Source organism: Bacillus sp. R45 (assembly GCF_021729365.1).
GTDB classification, from domain to species: Bacteria; Bacillota; Bacilli; order Bacillales; family Bacillaceae; genus Bacillus; species Bacillus velezensis.
Genome location: NZ_CP091421.1, coordinates 2,353,764 through 2,375,173, shown reverse-complemented (window position 1 = coordinate 2,375,173; position 21,410 = coordinate 2,353,764). Strand labels below are relative to the sequence as shown.

At 50.8% G+C, this 21,410-nt stretch carries 2 protein-coding genes; both read left to right on the top strand.

Annotated features, from left to right (window positions below; translation table 11 throughout):
• Window positions 1-18 precede the first annotated feature (18 nt).
• Complete coding sequence (locus L3V45_RS11560; protein ID WP_236837004.1) at window positions 19-5,745, top strand: type I polyketide synthase; 5,727 nt, start codon at window positions 19-21, stop codon at window positions 5,743-5,745.
• Window positions 5,746-5,796: 51 nt separating this feature from the next.
• Window positions 5,797-21,408, top strand: coding sequence for an SDR family NAD(P)-dependent oxidoreductase (locus L3V45_RS11555; protein WP_236837003.1), 15,612 nt, complete (start codon window positions 5,797-5,799; stop codon window positions 21,406-21,408).
• The last annotated feature ends 2 nt before the right edge of the window (window positions 21,409-21,410 follow it).

The window sequence follows — 21,410 nt, the reverse complement described above, 5'->3', positions numbered from 1 at the left end:
GATATGGAGGAAGTTCATATGCAAGAGCAGCTTCTTATTAACAATCAGCATCCCGTTCTGAAACATCATAAAGCCTATGGAAAGGAACTGCTGCCGGGTCTGGCTTATATTGACCTGATCTATCAGACTTTCAGAGAAAACGGTTTTTTTCATGCCGGCCTTGAACTCAGGCACTTATCGATTTTTCACCCTTTAGCTCCTGAACAGGGAGAAACAATCCTGCTTTCCGTTGACTGTACAGAGAACGGCGAAGGGCAGTGGAAGGTAGAGGTGAAAGGGCAAAAACAAGGTGACGAAGCAGCAGAGAAAAAGATATATGCCGCGGCGCAAATGCATTCCGTCAAGCCCGCCGGCTTCCAAGAGAGCGTCCGGATGGATGCCGTAAAACAAACGGCGGCAGAAATACCGCTTGAGGATATTTACGCGGAATGCAGGGATCAAGAACTGGTTCATTCAGGAATGATGAAAGGCTGCGGAAGCGTCTACCAGACTGAAAAAGAGATTTATATTGATCTGTCGGTGCAAAAGGATCAGCTGGACCATGCAGAAGAGGCGATGTTTCATCCTGCATTGATAGATGCGAGCAGCATCGGCTCCAATGTATATCTCGCTCCTTTGACGAGGGAGGATGGGCAATTATTTCTGCCGCTGTTTTATGAATCGTTTTATTGCGCCGAATTGCTGCAGACGACATGTATCACCAAGATAAAAAAAGAATCCCTCACCCGTAAGAAAGATCTCGTTTACGTGACAATGGAGTTTTTCAATGAGGAAGGCAGAAAAGTCGGCGAACTGAAAAACTTCGCCAATAAACGGGTGAGGGACCCGGAACTGATCAATCAGAAACGGCAAAAGAAAGAACCTGACGGGCGGAATGCCGTCCCGGCTCCGCAAGCGGAACCGGCGCCTTCCGAGCCCCGCCGTGCGGAGGCTTCCGCCGGCCTTACTGAACAGTGCATCCTTTATTTAAAAGAATTGCTTGCCGCCCGATTGAACAAACCTGTGAAAGAGATTGACCCGGATATCGGCTACTATGAAATGGGGCTGGATTCTCCGGGGCTGTTGGACATGGTAAAGGAAATTGAACGAAAAATCGGAACGCAGCTTCTGCCGACGCTGTTATTTGAATACACGACAATCGCGGAATTGGCGGGATATTTGTGCGAACATTACGGAGCCGGCTTCGGCCATGCTCAAAGCGGGCATTCAAATGCTGAACCTTTGCACCGGGAAAAAAAGAGGACGACCCAAATCCGCGTGAAAAAATCGGCGTCAGCCGGAACGCAGAATGGAGATATTGCGATCGTCGGGATGGCGGGACGGTACCCCGGCGCCAAAAATCTTCGTGAATTCTGGACAAATTTAAAAAATGGAGAAAACAGCGTAACGGAAGTGCCTCGTTCCCGCTGGGATACGAGGAAATATGAGCATTTGCGATCGCCGTCCGGCAAGCCGATTTCCAAATGGGGCGGTTTTATAGACGATCCGGATTGTTTTGATGCGAAATTTTTCCGGATTTCTCCGCGGGAGGCAGAAGCTAAAGATCCGCAAGAACGATTGTTTTTAGAAACATGCTGGGAAACGATTGAGGATGCGGGCTATACCCCGGAAACAATCGTTCAGCCGAAAGGGCCGAATAAGAGAATGAACGTCGGTGTGTTTGCCGGGGTGATGCATATGGATTATTCTCTCGCCGGCGCTGAAGCTGCGGCCAAAGGGCTGGTCTTTCCTTATCCCTTGAACTATGCGCCGATCGCAAACCGGGTTTCATATTTCTGCAATTTTCACGGGCCGAGCATGGCGGTTGACACGGTGTGTTCGTCATCTCTGACGGCCGTCCATATGGCGGCGGAAAGTCTGAGACGCGGTGAATGTGAAGCAGCTCTTGCCGGAGGCGTCAATTTATCATTGCACCCGACAAAATATATCACATACGGCTTGATGGATATGCATTCGAGTGACGGGCTGTGCCGCACGTTCGGCGAAGGCGGCACAGGCTATGTCTCAGCTGACGGCATCGGGGCCGTGCTGCTGAAGCCGCTTCACAAAGCCGAAGAAGATAAGGATCATATTTATGCGGTGATAAAAGGCAGCGCCGTCAATCACGTGGGAACCGTCAGCGGGATTACCGTGCCGAGCCCAGTGGCGCAGGGGGATATGATAGCTGAATGTCTTGAAAAGACGGGGATCGATCCCAGGACGATTTCTTATGTGGAAGCGCATGGAACCGGAACTTCTTTAGGAGATCCGATTGAAATACAAGGTCTTGTTAAAGCTTACCGCACGTTTACGGAGGATCGGCAATTTTGTGCGATCGGTTCCGTTAAATCGAATATCGGACATGCGGAATCAGCCGCCGGAATCAGCGGGCTTCATAAAACGGTTTTGCAGCTGTTTCACAAAACGCTTGTCCCTTCTTTGCACTCAGAGACGATTAATCCGTATCTCCGTTTAGAGGACTCGCCATTTTACGTGCAGCAAAAAACCGAGTCATGGAAAAAGCCGGCGTATACAGAGAACGGCAGTGAACATTCCTGTCCGAGACGCGCAGGCATCAGTTCATTCGGGGCGACGGGTTCAAACGTTCATCTCATTTTAGAAGAGTACAGGCCCAAAAACCCCGGCATTACGGAGAATCAAGAGAGACCGTATATCGTGCCTCTATCAGCGAAAAATCCGGAGCGGCTGAAGGAATACGCTGCCCGCCTGCTGATGTTTCTCAAAGATAAAGCGCTTGAAGGAAGCGGGCCGCGTCATGACAAAACAGATACAATGCAAAATCAGCTGGAAAATGCGCTGCGCGGTGCTCTGGCCGAAGTTCTGCATGTAGAGGCCGGCTCGGTAGATGGTGAACAGGATTGGAAGGAATTCGGCTTGGATGTCATGCAGCTGACACAGTTTTCTGAGCGGCTGACGGATCAATACGGGCTGGCAATAGACATGACTGATCTCATACAGCATACTTCCGTCCGGACTTTAGCAGAATGTCTGACAAACGATGAGAAACATAAGAATATTCTTTCCGGTCTTTTCGGTCAGTCCGGATTAGAGAAGCAGTCTGATGAACCTTTTTCCCTGCGGTCACTGGCGTATACGCTGCAAACGGGACGGCTGGCAATGGAAGAACGGCTTGTTTTTTTAGTGAACGATCAAGCGAACCTGATCAGGAAATTAACCGAATTTACAGAACGAAAACGGCAGATTGACGGCTGCTTTCAAGGCCGGTCTGATAGCGGAACGGAAATCAGGGGTTTCCTGAATGATGATCAGGATACGGAGGAGCTGATCCGAAAATGGACGGACAGCGGCACTTACAAAAAACTTGCGGAGCTGTGGTCAAAAGGATTTGAGATAGACTGGACGCGGCTGTATCTGGAGGAGAAACCGCGCAGGATGAGTCTGCCGACATATCCGTTTGCGAAGGAACGCTATTGGATACCGGAGCCCGATCATCCCGTCACTTCCGTAAATACAGAAAGCAGGCTTCACCCGCTGCTTCACCGCAATACATCAGATTTGTTAGAACAAAAATTCAGCACGGTACTGAACGGAGATGAATTCTTCTTAGCCGATCATATCGTCCGAAACAAGTGTGTTCTCCCCGGGGCGGCTTATCTTGAAATGGCGAGAGCCGCGGCTGAACTGGCTGCCGCGCCGTTAGCCGCTGAATACACGGCTAAAACCGGCATTTCGCTACGGTATATCAGCTGGATACGCCAGGCCGTTCATAAAAAAGAGCCGCTGCGTATGACGACAGGTCTTTCCTTAGAGGATAACGGCAATGTTTCATTTCAAGTGTACAGCAATGAAAACGATTCAGACATTTATTGTGAAGGCAGTGCTGTGATTGAGCCGCTGTCTGAGGCGCCGGTTTTGCATATTGAACAGCTGAAAGCGCGCTGCCGCAAAAAAGTGCTGTCAAAAGAAGACTGCTATGCGGCATTTGCAAAGGCGGAAATTGTATACGGACCTTCACATCAAGGAATTGATCACATTTATTGCGGGGAAAAAGTAGCCTTGGCTAAATTGGTGCTCCCTGCTTCCGTTTGTGATGAGGCCGAACAGTTTGTGCTCCATCCGAGTCTGATTGATTCCGCTTTTCAGGCGGCCATCGGCGTTATGAATGAGGATAAAGCGGGTTATCCGGAGCAGCCGTTAATGCCTTTTGAATTGCATGAACTGACCGTTTTTCATCCGTGCAGTCCAAACATGTGGGCGGCCGTGTTTGTGACGCATGAAACACCGGCCGTGCGAAGAATGGACATTGATATATGTGATGAACGCGGCAATGTGTGTGTAAGAATAAAAGGATTTTCTGCCCGGATGGCCGAAAGTGCGCCGGCTGAAACGGATGACAAGCAATACGATCTGCCGGGTAACCTTACCGGAGCCGTCAAACTGATGCAGGTATGGGACGCGGAACCGATAGACAACCAAACCGGCTTCCCCATTTCTGAAGCAAAAGCTGTCATCATAGGCGGTACAGACGGGCAGGCGGACGCGGTTTTACGATTGTTTCCTAAAGCTGTGCGATTTGATAGCAGCCAAAGTGCTTCCGTTGAAGTGATATCCGATCGGCTCCGCCGTCTCGGTGAGATTCAGCATATGATCTGGTTTGCCCCTCAGCCGGCTGATTCTTACATTCATGATCAAAAAAGCGGGGTGCTGCAAATTTTCAGAGCGGCCAAAGCTCTTATCGGTCTCGGGTATGGAAAAGAGCAGCTTGGGATGACGGTGATTACGCACCAAGCACAGCCTATCACCCAATATGATGAGGTGCGTCCCGCTCATTCCAGTGTGCACGGTTTCGTCGGGTCTCTCGCAAAAGAACATCCGAGCTGGCACATCCGTCTGGTCGATCTTGAAGACGGGGGGGATTTCCCCGCAGAAGACATATTCAGCCTGCCCCGCGACCGTACGGGTAAAGCATGGGTGCGCAGACATCAGGAATGGCACCGGCCTCAATTGCTTCCGGTCCAAAGCGGGCCGTCTGAAAGTGTTCCTTACCGATATGGAGGCGTATATGTCATCATCGGCGGTGCGGGAGGCATCGGCGAGGTTTGGACAGATTATATGGTGACGGCGTATAAAGCCCGAGTCGTCTGGATCGGGAGGCGGCCGCTGGACAGCCGGATACGCCAAAAAATAGACCGGTACCGGCCATTAGGCCGTGCTCCCGAATATATAGCAGCAGATGCTTCTGATCTTCCATCGCTTCAGCGCGCCTATGAACAGATTAAAAACACATACGGCACCATCAGCGGCGTCGTTCATTCAGCGATGGTATTTGCGAATGAAAGCGTAAAAGATATGGAAGAATCACAGTTTCACGCCGGCCTTGCGGCGAAAGTGGATATTTCCGTCAACATTGCCGAAGTATTTGCGAAAGAGTCTTTGGACTTTATTCTCTTTTTCTCTTCGGTTATTTCATATATTAAGAATCCGAATCAAAGTCATTATGCGGCGGGGTGCGCATTTAAAGACGCATTTGCCCATGAGCTTTCCGGGCGGCTGTCATGCCCGGTCAAAGTGATGAACTGGGGGTATTGGGAGCGGGCTGACAATCACATTTCTGAAGAGTTTGACAGACTGAGTGCAATCGGTCTCGGACTGATCAGCCGGGCGGAAGGGATGCAGGCGCTGGAAACTCTGCTGACGCAGCCGATCTCCCGCATGGGGCTGATGAAGCTGACCAAGCCGATTCCGATCGAGGGAATGAACCCTCATGAATTTGTGACTATCTGATTGCCTGTCAAAATGACGGAGCAAATTTAATTTTCTTAGGAGGATAAGGTTTTGGGTAAGGGAGACAAACAAAAAGACCGTACACAGTTATCCTTAAGAACAGAAATAAGCAATCAAATGAAAGAATTGAATCGGCTTTTGCTGCAAGTGCTGCGGGGGACGCTGCGTTCAATGGGTCTGACCGGCGAAGCGCCGGCGGCTTCCTGTCTGCCTTTATATGAGCGCTGGCTGGAAGAAAGCATCCGCCTTTTAGACCGCGATCTTAAAAGCGGTGAAACGGCCGCGATTTGGGAAGAGTGGCATAAGAAGAAAAACGAATGGCTGAAAGATCCGGATATGAAAGCGCAGGCTCTGCTGGCGGATACCGTCATTCAAGCTTTGCCTGACATTTTAACAGGCAAAATAAAAGCCACTGACGTGATGTTTCCCGATTCTTCAATGGAGCTCGTTGAAGGAATCTATAAGCATAACATTCTCGCTGATTATTACAACGATGTGATGGCAAATGAAGCGTGTATTTATGTGGAAAATGTAATTAAAAACAATCCTGAGGCAAACATCCGTCTGCTGGAGATCGGAGCGGGCACCGGCGGAACGAGCAGCACACTGTTTAAAAAGCTCCGCCCCTATCAAAACCATATTCAGGAATACTGTTATACCGACTTGTCAAAAGCTTTTTTAATGCATGCCGAAAAGGAATACGGCGCGGACAATCCGTATTTGACGTATCAGCTGTTTAATGTGGAGAAGCCTGCGGCGGGCCAGGGATTACATCTGAGAACCTACGATATCGCTATCGCCGCAAACGTGCTGCATGCCACCAAAAATATCCGGAAAACCTTACGGACGGCAAAAGCCGTATTGAAAAAAGACGGTTTGCTGCTCGTTAATGAACTGGGCGGACATACGCCGTTTACACATGTTACATTCGGCTTATTAGAGGGCTGGTGGCTGTACGAAGACGAGGCGCTGCGGATTCCGGGGTGCCCCGGTCTTTATCCGGAAACATGGAAATCGGTTTTAATGGCTGAAGGCTTTCATTCCATTCAATTTCCGGCTGAAAACGAACGTCTGCACACCCAGCAGATTATCACGGCGAAAAGCAACGGAGTCATCAGGCAGAGCAGGGAAGCTTACACCGCGCAAAAGCGCCAATCAAACGTACCGCGAACATCCTCTGATCGTCAGCTCCCCATCAAACAAGCGGGAGAAGGGCTTTCGGAAAAGACAGCTGCTTTTCTGATAAGGGCTGCGGCAAAAGTATTAAAAATGCCGGCAGAAGAGATAAATCCGCTGGCTCCTCTGGATGAATACGGCATTGACTCTATTCTGATCGTTCAGCTGACGAACGAGCTGCGGGATCTCGTCCCTGATATCAGCAGCACGCTGTTTTTTGAACACCGAACGATAGAAGAGCTTGCCGCATACTTGGCTGAAACGAAGGAGCGCGAACTGCTTGCGCGATTTTCTGAAGAAGTCCGTCATACTGAAGCGGTATCATCAGGCTCTTTGCTTGAAAAAAGCACAGAGTATCTGAAACAGATCGTCAGCGTCATCTTAAAGATGCCGATTGAGGACGTTCAAGCCCATACGCCCCTTGAAGAATACGGAATTGATTCCATCTTAATCGTACAGCTGACCAACCGCGTGCGGGAAGACGTCCCTGATATCAGCAGCACATTGTTCTTCGAGTATCCGACAATCGGCGGATTAGCGGAATATCTCGTCAGCTCAAGACAGGAAGATATGGCTGGGATTTTCAAGACAAATAAAGAAGCCGAAAAGGTGCCGCACACTCTACAGAAAAAGCAAAGCCGCAAAAAAAGCGCCGGATTGACGAAGCGCCAAGCGGCATCTTTTTCTGAAAAAGCGCCGCCCGCCTCCGAACCGCCGTCAAAACACCTTGAAGTGGCAATTGTCGGTCTTGCCGGGAAGTATCCCGGAGCTGAAAATGTTAATGAGTTCTGGGAACGGTTAAAAACCGGTGAACACGGAATCACCGAAATTCCGAAAGACCGCTGGGATTGGCGGGACTACTATGATGAGACAAAAGGTAAGGAAGGCCGGATGTATACAAAGTGGGGCGGCTTTTTAACAGACATTGATAAATTTGATCCGCTGTTTTTTAAAATCTCCCCGAAAGAAGCGGAGCGCATGGACCCGCAGGAGAGACTGTTTCTGGAAACCGCTTATGCGGCCCTTGAGGATGCCGGATATACCCCTGATTCACTATGCGCCGGTAAAAAGGTTGGTGTTTTTGCAGGTGTCATGAACGGCAACTATCCGACAGGGGCCCACTACCACTTTATCCCGAACCGCGTATCCTATGTGTTTGATTTTCACGGTCCGAGCATCGCGGTCGATACCGCATGCTCCTCATCCTTAACCGCCATTCATCTCGCCGCAGAAAGCATCAGAACAGGTGCATCTGAATGCGCGATTGCCGGCGGCGTAAACCTGATTACAGATCCGGTTCATTATATCGGACTGTCTTCTATGAGAATGCTGTCGCCGTCAAACGCGTGCAAAGCGTTCGGTGATAAGGCTGACGGGTTTGTTGACGGAGAGGGCGTCGGCTGTATCGTGTTAAAGCCGTTGAAGAAGGCTGTTGAAGATCATGATCATATATACGGTGTCATTAAAGGAAGCGCTCTGAACGCCGGCGGCAAAACGAACGGGTTCACCGTTCCGAACCCGAATGCACAAGGGGAAGTGATCGCAGACGCGATGGAGCGGGCAGGAATTGACCCGAGAGCAATCAGCTATCTGGAAGCCCACGGCACCGGCACTTCCTTGGGAGATCCGATTGAAATCGCGGGGTTAACCAAGGCTTTCCGCCGCTATACGGATGCAAAGCAATTTTGTTCCATCGGTTCTGTTAAATCCAATATCGGACACCTGGAAAGTGCGGCGGGTATTGCTGCCGTCACCAAAATTCTTCTTCAGATGAAACACGGATATCTGGTGCCGTCGCTGCATTCAAAGCAGCTGAACCCGGAAATTGATTTTGAAACTTCTCCTTTTATCGTGCAGCAGGAAATGGCGGAATGGAGACGGCCGGTCATAGAATCTGAAGGAGAAACACGGGAATATCCGAGAATCGCGGGTACATCTTCTTTCGGAGCGGGCGGGGCAAATGCCCACCTGCTGATAGAAGAGTATGAACCGGCTGAAATGACTTCGGCGGACTTCGGCCGTCCGGCGCTTTTTGTTTTATCGGCAAAAGATAAAGACCGCTTGCGCGAGCGGGCTCTGTTGCTGTCGGATGCCGCCGGAAACGGAACAATTACAGATGCAAATCTGCTTGACGCGGCATTTACCCTTCAAGTCGGCAGGGTTCAGATGGAAGAACGGCTGGCGATGACAGCGGACTCTGTTTCTGAATTGGAACAGAAGCTGACTGCTTTTCTGAATAATGCCGGTTCCGTAAGCGGGGTGTTTACGGGCCGGAGTGATAGTGCTGTCACAGAGACGGAAGGCACAGTCGGTGATTGGATGGAAAAACGTCAATTTGGCAGTCTTTTGAATGCCTGGGTCCACGGGGCGCCCGTCGATTGGGCATCTTTATATAAAGGCGCGCTGCCGCATCGTATCAGTCTGCCGTCTTATCCATTTGCAAAAGAAAGCTACTGGATGAAGCGGAATGAACCAAAAACAGGAACAACTGAATATGTGCATCCTTTCCTGCATGAAAATACGTCAACCTTGGCGGAGCAAAGCTATCATACATCTTTTACAGGCCGGGAACACGTTTTCCAGGATGTGAGAGGGGAGCGGGTTCTGTCGGCAGCCGTTTATTTAGAAATGGCGCTTGCGGCTTATCATCATGCGGCAGACAGCTCTGAAGAAAAAGAGATATGGATCCGAACGGCGGCATGGACTGACCCGATTACCGGCGGACATCACGGTGCGGGCGTCAATCTCTCCCTTCTGTCTGAAGACGAGGAAGGCATCCATTATGAAATATACAGTGACGAAGAGAAGCTGCATCATTATGGAATCATCGGTCAAGGGAACATACAGCCATCCCGCATGCTTGATATTGCCTCCTTACAAAAAGACTGCCGCCCGCTGTCATTCGATTATGAAACACCAGGCACATCAGGTGTAACGATCAGTAAGGAGTTCCGCACCATTGAAAAGCTTTATGCGGGAGAAAATGCGATTTGGGCGAAGCTTGCTCTTACAGATGAAAGCGGCCGTAATCCGGGATATCATCTACCGCCGGAATTTCTGGACGCAGCTTTTCATGTCTTGGCAAAAACGGAGCCGTCAGTCCATATCGTGCCTGAAGCGGTTGAAGAACTGCGCGTCATGCGTCCGTGTTCATCCGGCATGTGGATGTATATGAATAAAAAGAATCAAACCGGCTGTGACATTCAATTTTGTGACGAAACCGGCATTGTATGCGCAGAAATCAAAGGGGTGAGAATGAGACAGCCGTCTCAGCAGGATCACGGGCAAGAGGAACACTCCGAGATGATGATATTTGAAGAAAGGTGGACGCAGCAGCCTCTGAAGAAATCCATTCATGAAGAGCTGAAAACGGTCATCTGTTTTCTTACGGGAGAAGCTGCCAGAAAACATGCTTATCGGTCTTTACAATCCCTTTATCCGGGAGCCGGCGTGTTTTTTATTTCACAGGGTGAGGAAACTCAAAAGCTTTCAAACACGCATTATCAAATTAAAATCACTGACGGACAAGCATATCAAGAAACGTTTCGGCATATTGAAACGGCTGCAGGCAAGGCGGATGCCGTTTTGTATGGATGGCCGCTTGAAGATGAAAAGGCCGTGAAAGACTATTCCATTCTGTATCATGTGATCCGCGCAGCTGCTTCTTTGCGTTCTAAACCGAGGCGGATCCTTCTTTCCGCTCAGTGCGGGACCGAAACCGATATCAGTTACGCCGAGTCATGGATCGGGCTGGAACGGTCGCTGAAACTAATCCTGCCGGAGACGGATACGGCCGCGGTTTATTTTGGACAAAAAGGACCGTTTGAAAAGCTGATCCATAATGTATGTGAAGAGCTTCACAGCGGGTCGTTCCGCAGTGTCATGTACAGTGGGGAAATCCGTCACGTCATGGAAATGAAGCAGACGGATATTGCCCCTGTTGAGAAGCGTGTGATAAAAAGCGGAAAAACGTACTTGATTACCGGCGGATGCGGAGGTTTGGGCTTGTTATTTGCCGGATATTTTGCTGAAAAAGGACCGGTTACGCTCATTTTGACGGGGAGATCAGCGGCAGGCGGCCCGGTGCTGCACAAGATAAAGAGATTGGAAGAATCAGGCGCCAAGGTGTTTTACGTGCAGGCGGATGCCGCAGATCAGGCTCAGATGGAGAAAGGTTTGCAAGAAGCGAAAGAGAAAGGATGCGGGCCGATTCACGGTGTCATTCACGCTGCGGGTCTTCAAGGCACTGAAAGCATTCTGGAGAAAGATCTGCAAACCTTTCAGCAAGTCTTATCGCCAAAAGCGGACGGCACCGCGGTGTTAGATCAGGTTCTGTCACGGGAGCCGCTTGACTTCTTCTGTTGTTTCTCTTCTTCTTCAGCGATTTTAGGAGACTTCGGTTCTTGTGACTACGCGATGGGGAACCGCTTCCAAATGGCTTTTGTCCGCCACCGGGATAAACTTGTGAGCCTCGGACTCAGAAGCGGCAAGTCACTTGCAATCAATTGGCCGCTTTGGAAAGAAGGGGGGATGCATGTCGGCACGGCGGAAAGCACCGATATGTATTTAAAATCAAGCGGACAGCGTTATTTATATACAAAGGAAGGACTCGAAGCTTTTGAAACTTTGTTAGTCCAGCCGTCCAGCCAGTATCTCGTCCTGGCCGGTTTTCCGTCGAGGGCCAAACGCTTCCTGCAGATAGATCAAGGCGAACGGCCGATTTCGGGTTCTGTAAATAGGAACATCCCGTTTTCAGGAAGGCGGAGTGAAATGAAAGGCTTTACACTGGAAGAATGCGTAAGCTGGGATGTGAAGGAACTGGCGGCGGGGCTTTTGAAAATAGACAAGAACAGACTGACGGATGCTGACAATCTGGCTGATTTCGGCTTTGATTCTATCAGTTTGGCGGAATTCGCCTCTTCTTTGTCCGCTCACTACGGAATTGAAGTGACCCCGGCCCTGTTTTTCGGACATTCCACACTGGAGAAGGTCGTCCGCTATTTTCTGACGGAACACAAGTCCGTCATGGAGCATGTCTATGAAGAAAAGAAACCTGAATCCGCAGATCAATCTGTCTTTGAAAAGGCAGGAACGGAAAAGCGAAAGAAGCAGAGGGGAAGAAATAAGCTGAACGCCGGAACCGAGGGCAGTCAGGCAGCTGATTCCATTGCCATTATCGGCATGAGCGGCCGCTTTCCTCAGGCGCGCACGGCGGACGAGCTGTGGGACATTCTGTTTCAGGAAAAGGACGTTGTCGCACCGGTCGCAAAAAAAGGCTTCACAAGTTCAAAATGGAAACTCGGCGCTGTACCGGGGGCGGACGAATTCGACCCTTTATTTTTTGAAATATCGCCGAGGGAAGCTGAAACGATGGATCCGAAGCAGCGGCTGCTACTTCAGGAAGCGTGGATGGCCCTTGAGGACGCCGGCTACGGCGCCAGTCACATCAGGCAGCAGACGATCGGTATGTTTGTGGGGGCGGAAGAAGGAGATTATCACCTTTTAACACGGGACAAAGGCAATGTCACGTCTCATCATAACGGTATTTTGGCGGCGCGGCTGGCTTATCACTTGAATTTATCAGGTCCTGTGATGGCGATAAATACAGCATGTTCTTCGGGGCTCGTTTCTGTCCATCAGGCGGTATTAAGCCTGCAGAATAAAGAGTGTACAACAGCTGTTGCGGCCGGGGTGAATATCATGAATACCCCGGACTTTTTTGAAATGATAGATAAAGCCGGAATGCTGTCGGAAAACGGGAAATGCTTCGCGTTTGATAAAAGGGCTGACGGCATGGTTCCCGGGGAAGCGGCTGCGGCGGTTGTTCTTAAGCCGCTGAGAGAGGCGGAAGAAGATGGCGATCCGATTTACGGGGTGATTCGGGCGAGCGGCATCAATTATGACGGGAAAACAAACGGAATTACCGCTCCTAGCGGCGTCGCGCAGACCCGGCTGCTTACTTCCGTTTATGACCGGGGCCGTATCAACCCTGAAGATATCGAATATATCGTCACACACGGCACGGGTACAAAACTCGGTGATCCGGTGGAAATTAACGCGCTTTATGACGCATTTTCTGCCTATACAAACGAAGAAGCATTTTGCGCGCTCACATCAATTAAAACCAATATCGGCCACACGTTTGCCGCGTCAGGCATTGTCAGTTTGATCAGTCTTTTACAGGCATTCTCCCGTGAAATGATTCCCGCCAGTCTGCATTGCAGCGGGGAAAACCGCTATATCAACTGGGAGAAAAGTCCTTTTTATGTGAATAAAACGGCTAAAGCGTGGCCTTCTCTGCCGGGTAAAAACCGAATGGGGGCAGTCAGCGCATTCGGGATGAGCGGAACAAACGCCCATGTCGTTATGGAAAGCTATAAGCGCAGCGCTTCACCTCATCCGGATGCCCCTGCTTATTTACTGACTTTATCAGCAAAAACAAAGGAGGCCCTTCAGGAAAAAATCGAAGATATGATCACTTGGGCGGAAAATGGCGGACTGAAAGAAAATGATCTAGCCCAGCTCAGCTATACGTTGCTAAAAGGACGGCATCACTTTAACCATCGCGCCGCCATCGTGGTTCAAGATGCTGATGACGCAGTGTATGTATGGAAGCAGGCAAAGCTTAATGAACATCATCCTTATGTGTTTTCGGGAAAAGTACCGCAGCACTTTGCAGGCCGACAGCATATTCAAGAGCACATAATAGAAGTGCTCGGCAAGTGCAGCGCTTCATATTCTGACCATAGAAAATATCAGGAACTGTTATGTGTGCTGGCAGATTTTTATTGTCAAGGTTATGAAATCGAAGGGGACTTGCTTTATGGCGGACCTTTGCCGCGAATCGGCAATCTGCCGGGCTACCCGTTTGCCAGGCAGACGTATTGGGCGTCCGATCGTCTTCAGGGAGAGCTTGAAAGCCGGAATTCAGCTGAACGTGAAAAGCTTCACCCGCTGCTCCACGCGAATACATCGACCTTTACCGCCCAGCGCTTTACTTCTGTTTTTTCAGGGCGTGAACCGTTTTTTGCCGATCACATCGTCAATGGAAAACCGGTGCTTCCGGGCGCGGCTGCTTTAGAAATGGCCCGGGCCGCCGTTACGCTTGCCGCTGAGGACTTGCCGGGCGGGAAAGCGGGTGTCCGGCTCAAACAGATCGTTTGGCTCCGTCCGGTGACGGCGCTTTCTGAAGGCGTGACGCTTCATGTAAAGCTTCAGCCGGAAGAAAACGGAGACATCGCTTTTGAAGCGTATGCCGAAGGAGAAGAGCCGCTTGTCTTTTTCCAGGGAAAGGCCGTGCTCGAAGAGACGGAGCGTGCTCCTGTACTCGATGTGGAGGCGGTTCAGGCGCGCTGCGGCGGCCGGCGCATGTCAAAGGCTGAGTGTTATGAAGCATTCGACAGCCTCGGCATCACCTACGGACCGTCTCATCAGGCGCTTGACGCCGTCTATGCCGGAAGCGGAGAAGTGCTCGCGAAGCTCACTCTTCCGCCGTCCGCCCGCGAGGAAAAGGAGCCGTTCATCCTGCATCCGAGCATGCTGGACGCCGCCCTCCAGGCTTCTATCGGTCTCGTGCACTCAGACGGTTCCGCGTCCGGACGGCCGTTTCTGCCGTTTGCCCTCCAAGATATGCAGGTGTTTTCTGCATGCCGGGAGACGATGTGGGCGGTGCTTTCCTCAGCGGACGGCGCCTATCATATTGAGCTGTGTGATGAAAACGGCGAGGTATGTGTCCGATTGACGGGGCTCACCGCCCGTTTTCTGGAAGAGGAAACGGAGGGAAAACCGCTCTTGCTTCAGCCAAAGTGGCAGGAATCACCGCCGGGTGAAGGCGGCGGACAAGCAGAGTCTTTCAGATACGTGACGCTGTATGGCGGAATGAACGCTGAGGACATAAACGGCGCCGTATGTGCGGCTGACGGGGAAGGTCCCATTGAAGACCGTTATGACGCCTGTGCGGCGGAGCTGTCAGCGATCGTCAAGCGTCTTATCAAAGAAAAACAGAAGGGAAAAACGCTGATCCAGCTTCTTGTCCCCGACAGGGGGGAAGACAATGTATTGGCGGGGCTGGCCGCTTTCCTGAAAACGGCTCACCTTGAACATCCGAAGCTGTACGGCCAAGTCATCCAAGCCGATCCGGACGAGTCAGCATCAGCGCTTCTTGCCAAGCTGAAAGAAAACCGGGCGCACCCTGAACAAGCGGAAATCCGTTATGAAGGCGGCAAACGTTTCGTCAGAAACTGGCGTCACCTTCCGGCCTCTCAAAGCGGCACCGTTCCGTGGAAAGACGAAGGGGTTTACCTCCTCACCGGGGGAGCGGGCGGCATCGGACTGATTTTCGCTGAAGAAATAGCCTCCCGCGTCAAAAACGCCGTCCTCATATTAACGGGAAGGGCGGAAGCGCTTGATGAAGAGCGCTCCGACCGCTTACGGCGCTTGGAAGCGTCGGGTGCCCGCGTATTGTATCAACCGGTTGACGTGACAGACAGGGCGGCGGTTATCGCCCTCGTCCGCGGCATAAAGGAGGAGCACGGAACACTCGACGGGATCATTCACGGCGCCGGCGTGATCGCCGACAACTACATTCTGAACCAGACAGAAAACGAACGGAAGGCCGTCATGGCGCCGAAAGTGAAAGGGCTTATCAATCTTGATGAAGCAGCGAAAGATATGCGGCTGGACTTTTTCATTCTGTTTTCTTCCTTGGCGGGAGGTATGGGAAATCCGGGGCAGGCCGGTTATGCGGCAGCCAACGCATTTATGGACGTATATGCAGCCCGCCGAAATCGTCTCGTGCGGGACAACAAGCGGAGCGGGCAGACCCTGTCCGTCAACTGGCCGCTTTGGGAAGAGGGCGGTATGCGCGTGGACAAAGAGACCGAACGGCTGATGTATGAACAGACCGGAATGAAAGCCATGCGATCGGCTTCAGGCATCCAGGCGCTTTACGCCGCTTTTGCCTCCGGAGAACACCAGATCATGGTGGCAGAAGGAGATGAAAAACGGATTCGCAGCCATATTTTCGATCTGCGTGAAGAACAAAGCGCCGCCGCAAAAGCTCCGGCAGAGACAGATGCAGGAGATCTGAAAGATCGGGTTCAAGAGAAACTAAAGCGTCATGTATCAGATCTTTTAAAGGTAAGCATGAAAGATATTGAGGCTGACAGCGAACTGACGGAATACGGATTTGATTCGATCATCTTCACTGAATTTACAAATCTATTAAATCGGTCTTATCAGCTTGAGCTCAGCCCGACTATCTTCTTTGAATTTCCGACATTGCGCAAACTGAGCGGCCATTTGATATCTGAATGGAAAGAAGCATTCAGCGGCTTAGAAAGAGAGAATTTTAAAACCGCCCCAAAAGCCGGAATAAGAAAAGCTGAAGCTCCGGCGGCCGTTCATGTCAAACGGGAAACGCCCGTATCCGTAAAAGGAAAATCAGAAGAAAAAACCGAACCGATAGCCATTATCGGAATCAGCGGTATTTTTCCGCAAGCGAAAGACATAGATGAATTCTGGACACGTTTATCAAAAGGAGAGCATTGCATCACAGAAATTCCCCGGGATCGCTGGGATTGGCGCGAATATTACGGCGATCCGGCAGCGGATGCAAATAAAACGTCAATTAAATGGGGCGGTTTTATAGATGGAATCGCCGGGTTTGACCCGCTGTTTTTCGGGATATCTCCGAAAGAAGCTGAAATGATGGATCCTCAGCAGCGCCTATTAATGATGTATGTGTGGAAAGCCATTGAAGACGCGGGGTACTCGGCAAAACGGATTGCCGGAACAAAAACCGGCATTTTCACCGGCACATTGGGAAGCGGATATCAAACCTTAATCAATAAGGCGGGTCTTCCTGTCGAGGGGTATACGATGACCGGAATCGTGCCGTCCGTCGGGCCGAACCGAATGAGTTATTTTCTTGATATCCACGGGCCGAGCGAGCCGATAGAAACCGCTTGTTCAAGCTCTTTAGTCGCCATTCACCGCGCGGTAAAAGCCATTGAAACGGGAGATTGTGATATGGCGGTCGCAGGAGGCGTCAACACGATCGTCACGCCAGAAGGGCATATCGGTTTTCAAAAAGCAGGCATGCTCAGTGAAGACGGGCGCTGCAAAACATTTTCTGATCAGGCTGACGGTTATGTCAGAGGAGAGGGTGCCGGCATGATTGTCTTGAAAAAGCTTTCAGAGGCTGAGCATGACAGGGATCACATCTACGGCCTCATCCGCGGTACAGCGGAAAATCACGGCGGACGCTCAGCGTCACTTACCGCGCCGAACCCGCAGGCTCAGACGGATGTGCTGAAAAGCGCTTATCAAAAAGCCGGTATTCAGCCGTCAACGATCACTTATATAGAAGCGCACGGAACAGGTACGGCGCTCGGAGATCCGATTGAAATCAATGCATTGAAAAAAGCTTTCCAAACAGACGGGGCTCCGGGCGGATATTGCGGGATAGGCTCAGTGAAGACAAATATCGGACATTTGGAGCTCGCAGCAGGCATTGTGGGCGTTATCAAAGTATTGATGCAGCTGAAACATCGGACGCTCGCCAAAAGTCTGCATTGCGAGAACATCAATCCCCATATCAAATTGAAGGACAGCCCGTTTTACATTGTGACAGAAACAAAGGAGTGGGAAGCGCTGCGTGATGAAAACGGCCGGGTCCTGCCCCGCCGGGCGGGTGTAAGCTCATTCGGTTTCGGAGGCGTCAATGCGCATATCGTTATTGAAGAATACATGGGTAAAAGTGAGACGGAACAGCCGGAAACCCGTGAGAAAGCGTCATCTCTTTTTGTTTTGTCGGCTAAAAATGAAGAGCGGCTGAAAGAAAGAGCGCGTCTCCTTCGCGATTTTATCCAAAACGGATCATCCCGCCATATCGATCTTGCAGATGTTGCATACACACTGCAGACCGGACGGGACGCAATGGAAGCGAGGCTGGGAATCATTGCAGGCTCCGCAGAGGAAATGACTGAAAAACTGAACGCGTTTCTGACGGGAAAAAACAGCGAAGATATCATCAGCGGCCGTAAAAAACGCGAGAATAACACGATCTCCATGTTCTCAGACGATGAAGACGCAGCTGACCTCGTCAGCGCCTGGATTGAGAAAAAGAAATACAAGAAAGTGCTGCGGCTCTGGGTAAACGGATTTGACACAGATTGGGAGCAGCTGTATACGGACAGTAAGCCGCGCCGCATCAGCCTGCCCTCCTATCCGTTCAGAGCAGACCGCTATTGGGTGCCGAAACGGGAGCAGCTGCCGCTTTCGAACCAAAAAACAGTAGTATTGCAGAAAACATGGGAGCCTTGCGAGGCAGTGTCTTCATCCGAGCCATTCAGCAAAATAGCGCTCATCGTCTCCGAGGATACAAAAGACCTTGCCGCCGAGGTGAAAAAACAGCTGAATGATGCTGACATTGTGCAGGAAAATCAGCTCATCTCTTTCTTACAGGATGCGAATGCGGCCATCTATTCCGGGTTTATTGACTTCACCGGCTGCGGCTCCCGACAAAAGCGGCAGGACATCAGCTGGGTGGCATCGCTGCAGCAGCTGATTGAATACGGCCGCGGAAAAGAAAACATGAAAATGCTTTATCTTACAAAAGGCCTTGAATCCTTCAAAAATAAGGCGGCCGCTATGCATGGTATTGAAAAAGCGGGGCTTTATCGCATGCTGCGGCATGAATACAGCCATATTCTCACCTGTCACGCTGATATTGATCCTGAAGAGCCGCTGGAGCAGACAGCCGCTTTTATTAAACAAGAAATTGAATCAGACTTAACGGAATCTGCTGTTTGCTACAGGGACGGCATGCGCTTCAGCTATGTTCTTCGGCAGACTGATCAGATTGAACCAGAAGCCGTGCAAACAGACCGGACTGTGTTTCCAAAAGACGCCGTCCTCATGATAACCGGAGGAACGCGCGGACTCGGCGCTTTATGCGCCAAGCATTTCGTTTCCGCATACGGTGTGAAGAAACTGCTTCTGACAGGCAGAAAGGAGCTGCCGCCGAAAACAGAGTGGGATCTTGAGCAAACAGACCCTGTCGTTTCGGAAAAAATACAGCTTATCCGAAAGATGGAATCACAGGGCGTAAAAGTGTGCGTCTCAGCAGTTGATCTGACGGATAAGCAGGCCGTCGGACGGCTTATAAAAGAGGTAACCACAACGCTCGGACCTGTCGGAGGCATTCTGCATTGCGCAGGAATTGCGGACCTTGAAAACCCTGCTTTTCTCCGCAAATCCAAAAACAGTATCGCGCGGGTGCTCGCACCGAAAGCAGACGGCCTCCGCGGTCTGTATGAGAGTGTAAAGGATGATGCGCCGGCATTTTTCGTCCTGTTTTCATCTGTCTCGGCAGCCGTCCCGATTCTTGCGGCGGGACAGAGCGATTATGCGATGGCTAATTCTTATATGGACTATTTTGCAGAAAACAATGAGGGCGGCATCATGAGCATACAATGGCCGGCATGGGATGAGACGGGCATGAGCAGGGATACAAAAAGCGGGATGTATCAGCAAACGGGATTGCTGCGTCACTCTGACGCGGAAGGTCTCAAGATGCTTGATTACATTTTAAGAGAAAGACCCGGAACTGTCGTGCTGCCGGCACAAGTGAAAAATGATTGGGACATCAAAGCGCTTGAAAACGCTAAGCCAGCCGCCCATAAAGGAATGAGAACAGCTTCCAAACCTCCTGAAACAAAAAAACGGGTCCATAACCGGACTGATATTCAATCTTGGCTGAAGTCGCTTTTGGCAAAAGAGCTGAGTATCGATGAAACGCATATGGATATCGATGTGCCTTTTCAGGAATACGGAATGGATTCTATCTTTCTGGCGCAAGTGCTGACAAAGATCGATCAAAAACTGCCGTCCGTTTCAATTGATCCGACTGTCCTTCTGGAACACCCTACCATAGAACAGCTCGCGGATTATTTAGCCGCACATTGTCCGGAAGCTTTTTCGGCAGATGCAGCGGTTCCCGCGGAGAAGGTCCCTTTGCAGAAAACGCCGAAACAGAGCAAAAAAACGGCAGATAAGCCCGGGAAACGGGGAAAGGTTGCGATCATCGGCATGGCCTGTCATTTTCCGGAAGCGGGGGATATAAAAGAATTTTGGAAGAATCTCCGCAGCGGAACGGATGCCGTCACTGAAGTTCCGCCGGACAGATGGAACGCCGGGGAACACTATCAGCCGGGTGAATATCAAGAAGGAAAAAGTATCAGTAAATGGGGCGGTTTTATTCATGATATTGATCAATTTGACCCGGAGTATTTTAATATTTCAGAAACGCTGGCACCGATGATAGACCCGCTGCAAAGGCAGTGGCTCGAAGTGAGCGCGGAAGCTTTGGCCGATGCCGGTTATCAAAAAGAGGATCTCTGGGGCCGCCGTATCGGCGTTTTTGCCGGTGCAAGGGCAGGTGCGTTTCATCAGAAATTTCAATATTTGCAAAAAGACGCGATTATTGGCGCGGGGCAAAATTTTATTACCGCACATATGGCGCACATTTATAACTTTACAGGGCCCAACCTGGTCGTAGATACGGCCTGCTCCAGTTCGCTTACGGCAATTCATTTGGCCGTGCAGGCTATTCAAAATGGAGAAGCGGAGGCGGCCTTTGCGGGCGGGGTTGACATTTTGCTTGATGAAAAACCTTTTCTCACAATGAGCGCGGCGAGAATCTTATCGCCAAATGGCCGTTCAAAATCTTTCGATGCCGATGCGGACGGAACAGGAATCGGAGAGGGCTGCGGTGTGCTGATGCTGAAGCCGCTCGAAAAAGCGATAGAAGACGAAGATAAAATATACGGCGTTATTGACGGCTCTGCGATAAATAATGACGGCAGCACAATGGGGGTGACGACGCCGAATCCCCGGGCGCAGCAGGACTTGATTGAGCAGGCGGTTCAATCAGCGGAAATCGAGCCGGACACCATGACATACGTAGAGACGCACGGAACCGGTACATTGATCGGCGACCCGATTGAATTAAAAGGATTAACCAATGTCTTGTCTGCTTATTCCGATGAAAAACAATTTTGCGGTGTAGGGAGCGTCAAAAGCAATATCGGCCACTTGCTGAGTGCGGCGGGCGCGGCGGGAATCATCAAAGTTTTGCTGGCGATTGCCAATGAAGAACTGCCGCCGACTTTGCATTGCCATAAACCGAACCCCCGCTTTCAATTTCATGATTCGCCGCTTTATCCTGTGCTTGAGCTGAAGCGGTGGGACGGAAAAAAAGAGATACTCAGGGCCGGGGTCAGCGCGTTCGGTTTGGGCGGGAATAACGCCCATATCATTGTCAGCAACGAAGGAATTCCGAAAGAACGAAAAGCGACCATGGAACCGAAAGGCGGCCAGACAGTATACCGAAAACAGCGGTATTGGCCTGAAAAAGCACAGTTGTCCGAAGCGGAAGAAAATGAGGCGGGCACAGAAGCAATGTTTGAAATAAGCGAGGTGTGATA

Bases quoted from the DNA above. Each gene is read 5' to 3' on its own strand.
- L3V45_RS11560 (WP_236837004.1), top strand. From the start codon at position 19: ATGCAAGAGCAGCTTCTTATTAACAATCAGCATCCCGTTCTGAAACAT.